This is a genomic window from Zhongshania sp. R06B22, from assembly GCF_040892595.1.
Taxonomy (GTDB): Bacteria; Pseudomonadota; Gammaproteobacteria; order Pseudomonadales; family Spongiibacteraceae; genus Spongiibacter; species Spongiibacter arctica.
This window is the reverse complement of sequence record NZ_JBFRYB010000001.1, coordinates 2,031,420-2,045,613: the sequence shown is the minus strand read 5'-3', so window position 1 is coordinate 2,045,613 and position 14,194 is coordinate 2,031,420. Positions and strand designations below refer to the sequence as shown.

The window sequence follows — 14,194 nt, the reverse complement described above, 5'->3', positions numbered from 1 at the left end:
CCCTCTAAGCCCAGCGTGGCGCACAAAACGACCGACCAACAATTATCGCAATGACTGCAGGCGCTCAGCTTGACTTACCACCTCAGTCAGCCGAATCCCCAACTTATCTTCGATCACCACCACTTCCCCACGCGCGATCAAGGTGCCATTTACCAACACATCTAAAGGCTCTCCAGCTTGCCGGTCAAGCTCTACGATAGCGCCCTGATGCAGCTGCAATAAATCCCGGATTGGCATATCGCTGCCGCCTACCTCCAAGGTAAGACGAACAGGAATATCCATCACCATGGTCAAATCTGGACCGCTAGTACTCCGATCACGAAGTCTGGCACCGACGCCATCAAGCGGAGTCGGCCCTTTTAAGCCTGCGCTATCGGCGCCTTGAAACCCAAGCTTGTCGGCTGCCTCCATTTCTTCTTTTAAGGCCTGACGCTGACGTCGCAGTTCGTCTTGCTTGTCCATATTCCAGTCTCTTAGTCACATTTCAAGTCGCACAACTGCCGGCTTTTTACACCCTAACTATTTTTGGTGAATCTTAGCCTTGTAGAGTAGCCGCTTTATTCCACTATCTTAAGCGCCAAACACCCATTCACAATGCCCAAATGCGCTCTTGCTACTGGCACGCCAGAGGCCTTTAGCACCGACGACTCCCGGCTAGTCAGCGGAATAACATCACCCACTTGCAAGCCGGCAACCTGCCCTAAACTCATCACCGGCTCCGCCAGTGTGCAACGTGTTGCCACCTTGGTATCCAGCAGCGACTGACTCAGGGAGCTCTGCCACAATGAATTATCACCGGGATGCTCAGCCGATTCTGTCTTGCTGAGCAACTCCATTACGGGCTCCAACATCGCCACTGGCAAGGCAATATGAAATTCACCGCCACCGCCACTATCTAATTCAATCTGAAAACGACACACCACAATATTATCGGTGTGACCAGCGATAGAGGCCATCGCAGGATTCACTTCCATAGCCAATGACTCGCAGCGCATTGCACTCGCCAAGCGCCAAGCTCGATCATAATCAGTGTGAGCGCGCTTGACCAATCGACCGATAACACGACGCTCGACCTGACTAAAGTCGCGACCGTCAGCATGGCCCTGAGTACCGTTGCCACCAAAGAACATATCCACTAATCGAAATACCAAGCGCGCATCAAAGACAATCATTGCAGCGCCTTTCAGCGGATGTAAGCGCATTAAATTTAGGGATGTAGGGACATACAGTGAATGCAGGTATTCGCCATAAGCCTGGAACTGCAGATCAATCGCGGCAACATCGACACTTTGACCTAGGACGTCGGAGACACTATCTCGAAAGTATTCCGCAAACCGCTTACTAATATGTTCTAAGCCCGGTAAGGGCCGCTTTTTTAAACGTCGCCGACTGGCTAAATCAAAGGAACGTGGGCTTGCAGAACCCGCACTTTGGCGATCTGGGCTTGGTGCTTGCGCCTGCACATTCGCCAATAAGGCATCTATTTCTGCTTGGGAAAGTAAATCCTTCACCATTACGCCCACACCGCTACTAAACAAAAGGAATACAGGACTTACAGCAAGACTTGCGCCAATATTTTATTATTTAAATCAATGACTTAAAAACTCGACTGCGTGTCAAAAAAATGACAGCCGCTACTTATCTTCCGCCAACCATTTACGCAGCAAGACCATTGAATCAGCAAAGCAGCGCTTGGCATTGCTAAAGTCCTGCTGGATATCTTGAAAACTTGCATCGCGACCACGATATTCCAAACCGCGAAAATGCTGAGATAGATTTTCTGCGCCAAGCGATGCAGCCCCACCCTTCATGGTGTGCGCCATAGCCCTGAGAGTGCCGGCGTCACGGTTTATAATGGCTTGCTCTATAGCCGCCAGCCGCTCTTGAGTATCGATCTCAAACTCGTCAATCAAGGAGAAAACATCGTCTTCCATAAACTCACGTAGTTCTTCCAATAAGGCTAAATCTAATGCGGGCATGGGCTTAAAACGTCCTTGTTTAAATAGCTGGATAAATCGTGTTATCTATTTAGGGCTAATACGCCGTTGATTGCAGCTTGCTATTTTTTGCTTGGCAATGATAGCTAAGTCTAGGTTATCGGCAAGTAAAACCGAGTACTAAAATACATCTATTTTACGGGCATCGAGAATAACTTCGCCAACCGCCGCCATTTGTTTTGCAACCCTGACTATCTCCGCTTGCGCACTCATTGACTCTGTTTGCGTGAAACGGCGTGACAACAAGGAAATCGCCTGCTTCTTCTCATTTGTTAGCACACTTAAAAATCGGCGCCGGAGCTGCGCTCCCGCTTCTGCCAAGGCGGGAGCTAGGATCTCTGGCGCTAGCTGTTTCGCCAGAATAGCAATATCGTCTTCTGCCATATTCACAATTTGGCCAAAGCCGAACATTAACTCCTCAACTCGGGCAGCGTGTTCTGGCTGACTTGCGCGCAAGCCATTAAGCAAACTGCTCTCCGCCCCGACGTCCATTTCATTGAGCAAGGCGGCCGCCAAGGAATCCCCTGTCATCGCCCGTCCCATTGGTCGACCGACCTCGCTAAAATACTGCTCAAGCAAGTAATCCAGTTCTTCAAGCGCGGCCGGGGTCAGATTCTTCAATCCCGACAGACGGCCTAATAAATCTAATCTTCGCGACTCCTCAAATGCAAGCAGCACCTCACTACCCTGCTTCGCATCCAGACAGGCAATAACAACGGCCTGTATTTGTGGATGTTCGCGTCTGATGATATCGATAATGGTCTTAGCTTCGAGCCACTTTAACTTATTAATATGTCGAGACTGGCCATGCAGGTCTAGGCGATCACCCAGGAGCTTTGCACGCTCTTCGCCTAGCGCCTCTTCCAGCAAACTCAACACCGCGTCACCCGCGCCCGGTTTCACCCCAGAAAAGGTGTTTACGTCGCGATGAAAACGCGCGAGCACGCGATTAAATTCTGCACTACTCGGGGCGTCCATACCGCTCATCGCTGCCGCCAAGCGATGCACATCGGCGGGCTGCAGCGCTCGTAAAACAGCGGCGGCCTGCGGTTTATCAAGCGACATAATTAAGGCCGCTGCCTGCTCCGCATCCGCTAAGTTCATCGATGTGGCCATTAGCTCCGAGCCCCATTCAACCAATCACTTAAGACGCTAGCAACACGGGCGGGCTCTTCTTCAGCAATAGCCTGAAAGCGGCGTAATTGATCACGGTAGTCACTCTCTAGCTGCCGAGCTTTTGCTCGCAATTGCTGGTAACGATGGTATGCCCACGCAAAGCCACCACCGCCGATCAGCAATAGGCCCAGTGCCAGATATAGTCGCTGAATAAGAACGAGTCCCCATAAGGTATTACCATCATTATTTGTTTTCGAGAACGTGCGAAACTGCACACTTAGCTGATCTCCCCGCCCAGTATTCAAGGCCAAGCCAGCTGTAACGACCGCCGCTAGCGCTTCTTCAACATCCGGCACGTGCGCGGGTCGATTTACTAAAATCAGAACGGCTTTCACCTCCGCGCCTTCGCCAAGCCCATTTTTGTCGCCACTGTCTACTTGCACCGTTATTTTTATATCGCGACCATCAATAACTGAGGTCGCCAAATTCAGCACTTTGCGGGTCAAATATGCCTCACGCTGACTGCGTAGGTCGTTTTGAGCCGGCTCAAATCCTGCGCTGTAGGTAGAGCGCCAGTACTGCCAAGCCACTTCCGTCATCAATAGCACGCCGGCGATAAAACACAGCGCCATAACCAACATGGAAATGTAGCTAGGTATCGATAATGCCCCAGCCTCGACTATCTCTGCCGTCTCATATTCTTGCACCACTAACGCCAAGCCCCACGACCGTCAATATAATGACAGAAACCGAAAAAGCAGGAGTAAAAACAATAAAATGTCATTTTTTTGACAACCCATTATAAAAAAGAGCATAAATCACAGTGATTATCACTGCCAACTCACTAATAACAGTTGTTATTGCAGTAATTAGGCCAGCATGGAGCAACAGCAAATACAGGGAAGTGGTAAGCGGGGTATCGATCTTTGCGCAAAAGCTCGGGTATGCATCCGGCAGCAGCGAATAAGTCGCTGACCAGATGCAGTCTATTGGGATTTCAGAACGCTAGTTAAGCTGAACCAATTCAATAAAATCGGCCGATATTGGTGTCGACGCTGGTACACCACCGGCATCAATCTTTAACGTAGACTCAAACTCATATTCTTTGCGCTCACCACTGCGGTCAATGGTTAGTGACGCAAAATCAAAGAGATTTGGATCTGCCATTTGCGAGGGTGCGATATTCTGCATGGACGAGAATATTTTCTCTATGCGACTGCCATCGGTCTTTTCCCACTCCATGAGCATTTTACGAATATTCTGGCGCTGAAGGTTTTCCTGCGAGCCACAGAGGTTGCAGGGAATAATCGGAAATTCCTTGTGCTCAGAAAAGGCCTCAATATCACTTTCACGGCAGTAGGCCAGTGGACGAATCACGATATTGCGCTTGTCATCAGACAGCAGTTTTGGAGGCATACCCGACAAGCGTGAACCGTAAAACATATTTAAAAATAAGGTTTGTACGATATCGTCTTTATGGTGCCCCAGCGCAATTTTAGTCGCACCAATGTCTTCGGCAAAGGCGTATAGCGTACCGCGACGTAAGCGCGAGCAGAGGCCACAGGTGGTTTTGCCCTCAGGAATCTTTTGCTTAACTATCGAGTAAGTGTCTTTATTGACGATGTAATACTCAAGCCCCAAGGTATCGAGGTACTCAGGCAGCACATGCTCTGGATAGCCAGGCTGCTTTTGGTCCATATTCACCGCCACTAGATCAAACTTAATCGGCGCGCTCTTTTGTAGATTCATGAGTATATCGAGCATGGTGTAGCTGTCTTTACCGCCAGATAGGCAAACCATCACGCGGTCACCCTCTTCGATCATTTTATAGTCTTCAATCGCTTGGCCCATATGGCGGCGCAAACGCTTCTGAAGTTTATTGAATTCAAGTTTTGGCAAGCTAGACATAACACGCAAATCAAATATAGGACTGGGTCGCGCATTATATAGAAACGCGCAGTCAGCGGCCACAAACTCGCGCTTTTGCGGTACTATCAGGCCGAGTATTTGGCCTTTACGGCCTCAATCGCTGGCAATCGGCGGCGTAGATGACTATCATTAGGCCGCCAAAATCTGCTGGCATGAGGTGTCTCGTACACGGCCAGACCCCGGCACGGGTGCATGTCGGACTGTGTAATCCACGTCCGATCGCACCCGCTCAAAAATCAGACCACCATCAGAAAGGGAATCGCCCAATGAAACAACCAGTTCGCGTCACCGTTACCGGTGCAGCCGGCCAAATTGGCTACGCACTTCTTTTCCGTATCGCCTCCGGCGCTATGCTGGGCGACGATCAGCCCGTTATTCTGCACTTACTCGACATCACGCCTGCTATGGATGCCCTCCAAGGCGTGCGTATGGAGTTAGAAGATTGCGCATTTCCATTATTGGCCGGCGTAGTTTGCACCGATGACCCAAGTGTTGGCTTTAAAGATGCTGACTACGCCCTGCTTGTTGGCGCACGTCCGCGTGGTCCCGGCATGGAGCGTAAAGATCTGCTCGAAGCTAATGCAGCTATTTTCTCGGTACAAGGCAAGGCAATTGATGAGAACGCTAGCAAGAACATCAAAGTACTGGTTGTCGGCAACCCTGCTAACACCAATGCTCTGATTGCTCAGCGCAATGCGCCGTCTATCAGCCCACGCAACTTCACCGCGATGACCCGCCTCGATCACAACCGCGCCATGACACAAATTGCTATCAAGACCGGCAAAACTGTGAATGACGTTACTAACATGACTATCTGGGGCAATCACTCAGCAACTCAGTATCCGGATCTGTTCAATGCTAAAGTTTCTGGCCAAACCGCCAGCGACCTTGTTGATCAAGCATGGCTTGAAGCTGACTTCATTCCAACCGTTCAGCAACGCGGCGCGGCAATTATCAAAGCGCGTGGCGCATCTTCTGCCGCTTCTGCAGCCAATGCCGCTATTGGGCATGTGCGCAGCTGGGCACTTGGTACTGAAGGCGACGACTGGGTTTCTATGGGCGTTTACAGTGACGGCAGCTACGGCATTGCCGAAGGCCTGATCTACTCATTCCCTTGCCGCTGCAAAGACGGCGAGTGGGAAATTGTTCAAGGCGTAGAAGTTAATGACTTCAGCCGTGGCAAAATGGAAGCCTCTGAAAAAGAGCTCGCTGAAGAGCGTGACGGTGTAAAACACCTGCTGCCATAGTATTACGGCAAATTAAAGAGGCGGCCCTTGGGCCGCCTTTTTTTTGCTTTATATACTATCAATCACTATCGCCAGCGCACCTTGCATGGTGACTATTCTGTCAAAACGCGTTACCTTTTACGCTTTTTTAACATCGATAACTTGCTCCAAAACCATAGGAATAACGTCAAATGAATGTCTCCGATGCACTCAAAGCCAGACGCTCAATTCGTGGCTTTAAGCCCGACCCTATCGCGCCGGAATTACTGGAAAAAATATTTGCGAGCGCCAGCTTAGCGCCGTCCAATTGCAATACTCAACCCTGTCATACTGTGGTGGTATCTGGCCAAGCCAGAAAAGATTTACAAGCTGCAATTTTTGCCGAAATGAGCGCCGGAAAAGCGCCAACCTCCGCGTTTACCCCAGGAGACCAAAACCTTACAGGGGTCTATAAAGACCGCCAATACCAATGCGCTATGGGCTATTACGGCACCATGGGTATTGAGCGTCACGAGAAAGACAAGCGCTTTGCCCTAATGATGAAAAACTGGGAATTTTTTGATGCCCCCCACGTTGCCTTTATTTCTATGCCTACCAGTATGGGCCCGGTCAACGCGGTAGACGTGGGTATTTATCTGCAAACATTAATGCTGGTCTTGGTTGAGCACGGTTTAGCCAGTTGCCCGCAGGGCGCCTTGGCGTTTTATCCCGACGAAGTCTTTAAAATCGCCAATATTCCCGAGGGCAACGGCATTATCTGCGGATTGTCCTTTGGCTACGAAGACGTGGGCGCACAAATCAACCAAGTCATTATGGATCGCGCCCCGCTAAGCGACACGACTCAATTTATAAGCTAGCCTTATCCTGATCCGACCCCGGCGACGAGCCATCGGCTGCGAGGAATTCACTATCCTCGCCATCGTTGTGCCGCGGGTCCAACTCAAAAATCACCGGTGAGGTCTCAAGTATTGTTACGAAGGGCTCGGTCTCATCAACAATTGCTACCACATGAGATTTACGGCGAATCGAAATACCCAGAGTGAAGCCCAATAGACACACCGCAGCAAAGGCAAATAGACCCCGCGGTCCGAACAGAGACATGAACACCGATGCCAACGGCGCCCCCACCGCCGAGCTGCAGCCGTATAAAAACAAAATACCACTCCCCACCAACACAAAATCACTGGCTTCGGCGTTATCTGAAGTATGTGCCAAACAAATTGAATACATCGTCATCACCGTCCCGCCCCAGAGCACGGCCAAAAACAAAAATGCATTGCCAACCACTGGGACAAATACCAACACCGCTGACACTAGCGCGCCCGCTAGGCTAATAAAATACAAAACCAAACGGCGATCATAGTGATCAGATAGACGCCCCAGTGGCAGTTGAAACAGTGCGCCACCTAATACCACACCACTCATAAACAAGGTCAATTGCGATGTATCCAACCCCAGCCCACGGGCATAAACCGGACCCATGGCCCAAAACGCGCCCGTTACTAAACCGCTGGTAATAGCGCCCTCCATACCCACATGCGATAGCTGCCAGAGGCGGCGAAAATCTAATTTCACTACCTGCATTGGCGCTGGCGCCAAGGTTGCCGTTAGGGAAACGGGCACAATTGCCAAGGACAATAATATCGCCGCCAAGCCAAAGAGCATCGGTCCAGACGGATCGGCAAAATTCAGCATCTGCTGGCCGAGGATAATCATGCTGAGGTTTATAACCGTGTACAGCGAAAGTATCGTACCGCGGGTCTCACGCGTGGCGCGATCGTTCAGCCAGCTTTCTATCACCATATATAAACCGGCAATACAAAAGCCCACAATAAACCGCAAGACCAGCCATACGACGAAACTGGGTAAAGCATGAAACAATAATACCACCGCCGAAAATACCGTTGCTAATACCGCGAAGCAGCGTATATGCCCGACACGCCGCACGATATGCGGGGTAACAAGACAGCTGATAACAAAGCCAATGAAGTAGGTAGACGCGGTAAAACCGGTCTGGGCAGCCGAGAATTGTTCTATCTCGGCCCGCAATGGCAGCAACGTCAGCATCAGCCCATGCCCAATTAGCAACAAGGCATCGGATATTAATAATGCTGCCAGCGGTAATAACAAACGCCTCATAAAGCCCTACGCCCTATAAAATAAGTGATTGAACATTTGAGAAATCCAAGCAGACTTGCAGTTAATCGCAAGCCGAGGCGCGCAGTCTAACAGCAGCATAAGATTTTGAACTGAGTATTCTGCCCATATCCGGTTTCTAAACCGCAAGTTCTTAACTTTAAAGTAGCTAGCAAAAATCCAGCAAGGCATAATTCAATCCTGATTCACGTTGTCGCCAAAGTACACAATAATTATGTTAAGACCGGCCAAGCCCCTAGCAGCGCTAATACTCTATAGCCTTTGTCTGAACGTCATGGCCAATGACAGCGCCAAGCTCACCATCAACGGCGGCAATAATAAACTGCAGGAAAATATTCGCGCGCACCTTGCGTTCAATGACATCAGTTGCGATTTATCAGAAATCAAACTCCGCGGCCGCCTGCGTGGCAGCGATCAAAAGATATCTGAAGCACTCCGCGCGCTAGGCTACTACCATGGCCGTTGGACACTGAGTAAAGCTAAAGCTAACACGGCAAACAGCGCCGAGAAAAACAGCCTAATATCGGCGGTGAATCCATTAAAATTGCTAAAGAAAAACCCAGAGAATATATGTTGGGAGCTACAGCTTGAACTAAACCCTGGCGCCGCTACAAACATAGCAGTACTCGATGTTCGCATTGAGGGCGAAGGCGGCGCCGACCCGGTATTAAGCACCTACCTAGCGTCCTTACCCACCAAGGTAGGTAATAAACTACTGCACAGCGACTACGACGAAATAAAAAAGCAGCTCAGTCAGCGGGCTCGCAGCGCAGGGTATTTTGACGGCAAATTTACGCAACATAGCCTCGAGATAAACACCGACAACAACACCGCAGCCATCACCATTATTTTCCAAAGTGGCAGGCGCTACCGCTTCGGCGCCATTGAATTCGGTCCGTCTCTGCTGAACGACTCGCTGCTAAGACGTTATTTACCATTTCAAACCTCTGCGCCCTTTGAGGCAGATAAGCTGATCACACTGCAAAACAATTTAGTGAGTAGTAACTATTTTTCATCTGTTAACGTCGATCAAGGCACCCCCGACGCCAGCAACAATACGGTTGCTACATACATTACCAGCACACCGAAAAAGCAGTATGAAACCACTGCCGGTATCGGCGCATCTACTGACACCGGTCCCCGGGTGAGTTATGGCCTGAAAAATCGTCGCTTCAACGCTGACGGAGATACTTACCAAATTAACAGTCAATACTCTCCGGTATTATCCAATCTTGGCTATCAATACTCCCAGCCCGGAGCCAAGCCTCTCACCGACAAAACCGTCTGGTCTACCGGCGTCCAAAAGAAAGACACTGATACCTCAGAAAGCACCAGCTACCGCGCCGAGGTCGCGCTTATTTCACTCGCCGGCAGCGGCTGGGTACAAACTTTAAGTTTGAAATTTCTCCACGAGAGTTTCGATATCGCAAACGTCAATAACACCTCAACCCTGCTCATGCCGGGTATCGCATTTGCGCGCAGCAAGGCCAACGATCGACGCTATCCAACCCTAGGCTGGCGAGTCACAGCGGCAGCGCGCGGTGCGTTAGACGGCGTAGTGTCGGATGTAAGCCTCGGCCAATTTGAACTGGACGGAAAAACCATCTTGCCTATACTCGGCGGACGTTTAATCAGCCGCGGTGGTCTCGGCATCACAGCACTCAACGATTTCTCAGAATTGCCAGCTTCTTTGCGGTTCTTTGCTGGCGGCGACAATAGTGTGCGCGGTTTCGCCTATGAATCGCTAGGCCCGGAAAACAGTGATGGCGAGGTAGTCGGCGGCAAACATCGATTGACCGGCAGCGTAGAATACGACCACCGAGTCTGGGGCGACTTTGCACTGGCTACGTTTTACGATGCAGGCAATGCCTTCGACACCCGTGACTTCACCTTTTATAGCAGCGCTGGTGTCGGTTTGCGCTGGTTTTCGCCCATCGGTCCCATCAGGGTCGACTTCGGCTTCCCCTTAAAAGATGGCGGCTTTCGCTTCCACTTATCAATGGGGCCAGACTTATGACCCAAGCCACTTCGTCAAAGCGAGCGCGCAGCGCACTGGCTGTTTTGGCCACCTGGCTTATTCGCGGGTTTTTAGCGTGTAGTTTTGTCGTGATCACTCTAGTCACTGCTCTCTACTTTATATTGGACACCCAGCGCGGCAGCGACTGGCTACTCACTAAAGGTCTCGCCATAGTTTCACCACAGGCCACGTTTACCTCCTATACCGGAACGCTTGCGAGCGGCATTCAACTTAAAGACCTGCACCTACCGCTAGCAACTGCTGACATTGATATCGCGTCCATCGACAGCGCATGGAATTTATGGGGCATTCTCGGCGGTGAATTGCCGATACATAAATTGCATATTGACCAGTTACATATTGTCCTTCACCCCACGGCCAATGTCCCGGCGGAGCCCTCGCCCCTGTCGCCATGGCCGACGCTGAGTTTACCGTTCCCGCTCAACATACAAGACGCAAGAATCCAAAAAATCACCGTAGACCAAGACGAGAATATCCAAACCATCGACCTCATTTCGCTACAGGCGTATAGCGGACTTCTGCGCACTGCTATTAGCGCACTCACGATAAAAAGTAAGGTGTATTCAGCGACCCTGAGTGGCGACGTCAACAATCGCCCACCGTATAAAATGCATATATCGATGGATTGGTCGCTAGACCTGCCTGAGCAAACAACATTCAGCGGTAAAGGCAGGCTCAGCGGAAACCTCCGTAATCTACATATAAAGCATAGCCTCACCCGCCCTGCGACAGTTATTAGCGATGCGAGGATATCTAATTGGTATCAACCATCGCAGGCAATAGTCGATCTCCACAGGATTAAGATCGAGCTAAGATCTGACTGGCCAGAGATAGCACTCCCCCTGAGTACGGCTATGCAAGGTAGATTGCCAATACCGCAGCTCAGCAGTCGCAATGGTCACCTGCAAATTAGCGGCAGCTGGGATAATTACGTCCTTAGTCTGCATAGTCAGCTCGCAGCGGGTGCAAATCAAGGTAGTGAGACAGCAAAGTCGAGCAATGACGACACGCCATCATCGCAAACCATCATTGCTCAGGTATTAAAAAAGCCGGCAACATTTAAACTAGAGTTTAACGGCAATAAACTCGCCATTTTATTGAACACCCTGACGCTTGACACCGAGGCAGGCAAGCTTGGTATTAGAGGCCGGATCAACGCCAATGGCTTGCTAGCCGCGCCCTCTGCAAATCCATCTCAAGACCAAGCATTAGACTGGCAGCTAAAGGTAAAAGCCGAAAACATAGACACCGCCAGCGCCCTCCCTCAATGGCCAATCAAGCTGGCCACAAACCTAGATAGCAAAGGTTTTTGGGGTGATACCGGCTATCGTGCAGACCTCATCATTAACACCTTATCTGGCGATATTGCTGGCAAAGCCATTGCCGGCAGCGGCGCGGTTACTGCTAGCAATAAAGGCCAAGAATTTAAGAAGCTGGTCTTGCAGCTAGGCGACAACCACCTTAGCGCGAATGGTAAATTACTCGACAAAAGCGAATTAAACTGGCTGGTGAACGCCCCCAAACTCAGCCAAATTCTACCCCAGCTAAGTGGCTCAGTGAGCTCCCAAGGCACGCTACGTGGCGGCGCTATCACCCAGCTCTTCAACAAGGGGCGCTCTCCGCTAATTGTTGCCGACCTCAAAGTAAGGGAATTCCAATATCAGCAATACCGCATAGCAGCCGCACATCTAGCACTTAGCACCAATGCCGCTAAGGAAGTCTCGCTGCAGATAAAGGGCGAGGGTATATCGGCCTCGCCATTAAACAAGGCCAATCTCGACCTGAAAGCCAGCGGCAGCATCGAGCAACACCAATTAGCTCTCACCGTCACTGACGACGACAAGCAGCTTGCGCTCGATTTAATTGGCGCGTTAAAACAAAGTAACTCACAGTACCAATGGCTGAGTAGCATCCAAGACCTTTCGCTTAACAGCGCTGTCAGCGGCCCCTGGCAACTTGCCGGAAGCAGTGCATTGGACCTCGCGGCCAATACCGTGTCGCTTTCGACAATGTGCCTGCAACAAGACAGCACCAAAGTATGTGCTAACGGCAGCCTGCAAGGCGACCGTATTAGCGCCAGCGGTCACATCGACGCTTTAGCCCTTGAGCGCTTTACTGCAGCCAGCCTGCCACCCGGCTCGGCTATCAGCGGCACCCTGAATAGTCATTTTTCTATTGCGGGTAAAATTGATGATCTCAGTGGCGATCTAGATATTAGCAGCCAGGATATTGTTATTCGCTACCAAGCTGATGAAGATCAAACGATGGCGGAATATCAAGCCAGCTTGGCGTCTAAAACAAAGATTCAACACAGCCGCCTCAATACCAACGCCATCTTTAGTATTGCTGATATTGGCAGCATCAATGCCAATCTCAGTACCCAGGGGCTAGCCGCCAGCAGCGAGATTCAAGGCGATATAAACGGCGGTTTCAGCAACCTGAGCTGGTTGGGTGGGCTATTTCCACAACTAGAGAATCTCAACGGTGTGCTAAGCACGCAACTGGCCGTATCAGGACAGCTCGCCGAGCCGCTAGCCCAAGGCTCGCTTAGTCTAACTGATGTTAAAATGGAGCTACCCGACCTTGGGATAAGCTTGCAAAACGCCAAGGCCGAACTGGCCTTTGACAGCCGCGGGCCTTGGCAGTTAGAGAGTAAAATTGTATCAGGCAAGGGCGTACTCAATATTTCCGGCCACGGCGCGCTAGGCGGCATTGGCGGACCAAGCGGTCAACTTCGCATCAGCGGCGACAATATCACCGTCTTAGACCGCGCCGATGGCTTAGTGCTGATATCCCCAGATATCAATGCCAGCCTCAGCCCTGAGCTTATTAAGATACGGGGCACCTTAACGATTCCAAAAGGCAACTACAGCCTTAAAACCCTGCCAGATCAGGCCGCTGGCGTATCTGCAGATGAGCGTATCGTAAATCAGCAGACCACTAGCGATGTAAAAAGTCGGGCTATCGACACCCGAGTAGACATTGTGCTGAACGACAGTTTTGAGTTTAAGGGCTATGGCTTAAGCACCCGCCTCGGCGGCCAATTAAAGCTAAGCCAAAAAACCGACTCACTGCTGCAAGGCTTTGGCTCCCTGTCACTTTACGACGGGGTGTATAAAGCCTACGGTCAAAAATTGAACGTCGAACGCGGCCTGTTAATTTTTCAGGGCCCGCTAGATAATCCCGGACTGAATATCACCGCCATAAGAGAAACCAAAACCGCTACCGTCGGCGTCAACATTGGTGGCTTTGCGCAAGATATTCGCAGCGAACTTTTCTCGGACCCCATATTGCCTCCCACAGATGTTATGGCGATTCTCATCACCGGCAAAGCACCCGCTGATCTCAATAAGTCTGACGCCAATCAGGTTATGAATGCCGCCGCTGCGCTGGGAATTTCCCAGAGTCGAGGTATTAGCAATACGCTGCAAAACACCTTTGGCGTCGATGTAGTCAGCTTACAGGGGGGTGACAGCTATGAAGACAGTTCGCTGGTAGTGGGTAAATACCTAAACCCGGATTTATTTATTAGCTATGTACAAAATCTTTTCACACCTGCCGGTAGCGTGCAGCTCGACTATACCCTGAGCAAAAACTTAGGTCTGAAAGCGCAATCTGGTAAAGCCCAAAGTATTGACCTCTTATATAAAATCGAACACGGCCAACAATAGCGAGGCGTCGATCATCGACCAAAAAAAGCCAATGCTAGGCCCTCGCAAAACTCAATCCCC

11 protein-coding genes are annotated in these 14,194 nt (G+C 50.5%); 4 read left to right on the top strand and 7 right to left on the bottom strand.

Annotated elements, in window-relative coordinates:
* Nucleotides 1–42: 42 nt before the first annotated feature.
* From fliN to ttcA, 6 genes are all read right to left on the bottom strand, one after another.
* Complete coding sequence (gene fliN / locus AB4875_RS09270; RefSeq protein ID WP_368375782.1) at nucleotides 43–462, bottom strand: flagellar motor switch protein FliN; 420 nt, start codon at nucleotides 460–462, stop codon at nucleotides 43–45.
* 95 nt (nucleotides 463–557) lie between these two features.
* The gene (gene fliM / locus AB4875_RS09265) at nucleotides 558–1,514 is read right to left on the bottom strand and encodes a flagellar motor switch protein FliM (protein WP_368375781.1); all 957 of its coding nucleotides are present in this window, start codon (nucleotides 1,512–1,514) and stop codon (nucleotides 558–560) included.
* 120 nt (nucleotides 1,515–1,634) lie between these two features.
* Entirely contained in the window at nucleotides 1,635–1,979 is a 345-nt protein-coding gene (locus AB4875_RS09260) for an Hpt domain-containing protein (protein ID WP_368375780.1), read from the bottom strand.
* 138 nt (nucleotides 1,980–2,117) lie between these two features.
* Nucleotides 2,118–3,113: a FliG C-terminal domain-containing protein gene (locus tag AB4875_RS09255; RefSeq protein WP_368375779.1), complete on the bottom strand. Its 996-nt coding sequence runs from the start codon at nucleotides 3,111–3,113 to the stop codon at nucleotides 2,118–2,120.
* A complete protein-coding gene (locus AB4875_RS09250) occupies nucleotides 3,113–3,820 on the bottom strand; it encodes a hypothetical protein (RefSeq protein WP_368375778.1) in 708 nt (235 codons plus the stop codon). Before AB4875_RS09250 ends, AB4875_RS09255 begins: the two co-directional genes overlap by 1 nt.
* Nucleotides 3,821–4,118: 298 nt before the next feature.
* Nucleotides 4,119–5,021, bottom strand: coding sequence for a tRNA 2-thiocytidine(32) synthetase TtcA (gene ttcA, locus AB4875_RS09245; RefSeq protein WP_368377063.1), 903 nt, complete (start codon nucleotides 5,019–5,021; stop codon nucleotides 4,119–4,121).
* A 287-nt stretch (nucleotides 5,022–5,308) separates the two neighbouring features.
* Here ttcA and AB4875_RS09240 point away from each other — a divergent pair, with 287 nt between their 5' ends.
* Together AB4875_RS09240 and AB4875_RS09235 are read left to right on the top strand one after the other, a co-directional pair.
* Complete coding sequence (locus AB4875_RS09240; protein ID WP_368375777.1) at nucleotides 5,309–6,289, top strand: malate dehydrogenase; 981 nt, start codon at nucleotides 5,309–5,311, stop codon at nucleotides 6,287–6,289.
* A gap of 170 nt (nucleotides 6,290–6,459) precedes the next feature.
* A complete protein-coding gene (locus AB4875_RS09235; RefSeq protein WP_368375776.1) occupies nucleotides 6,460–7,125 on the top strand; it encodes a nitroreductase in 666 nt (221 codons plus the stop codon).
* Here the strand turns inward: AB4875_RS09235 and AB4875_RS09230 are convergent.
* Nucleotides 7,115–8,407, bottom strand: a complete 1,293-nt coding sequence (locus AB4875_RS09230; protein ID WP_368375775.1) for an MFS transporter — start codon at nucleotides 8,405–8,407, stop codon at nucleotides 7,115–7,117. The genes AB4875_RS09235 and AB4875_RS09230 overlap by 11 nt on opposite strands.
* Before the next feature lie 232 nt (nucleotides 8,408–8,639).
* Between AB4875_RS09230 and AB4875_RS09225 the strand changes: the two genes are divergently transcribed.
* Both AB4875_RS09225 and AB4875_RS09220 read left to right on the top strand, forming a co-directional pair.
* Complete coding sequence (locus tag AB4875_RS09225; protein ID WP_368375774.1) at nucleotides 8,640–10,442, top strand: autotransporter assembly complex protein TamA; 1,803 nt, start codon at nucleotides 8,640–8,642, stop codon at nucleotides 10,440–10,442.
* Nucleotides 10,439–14,134: a translocation/assembly module TamB domain-containing protein gene (locus AB4875_RS09220; RefSeq protein WP_368375773.1), complete on the top strand. Its 3,696-nt coding sequence runs from the start codon at nucleotides 10,439–10,441 to the stop codon at nucleotides 14,132–14,134. The genes AB4875_RS09225 and AB4875_RS09220 overlap by 4 nt, the downstream gene beginning before the upstream one ends.
* The last annotated feature ends 60 nt before the right edge of the window (nucleotides 14,135–14,194 follow it).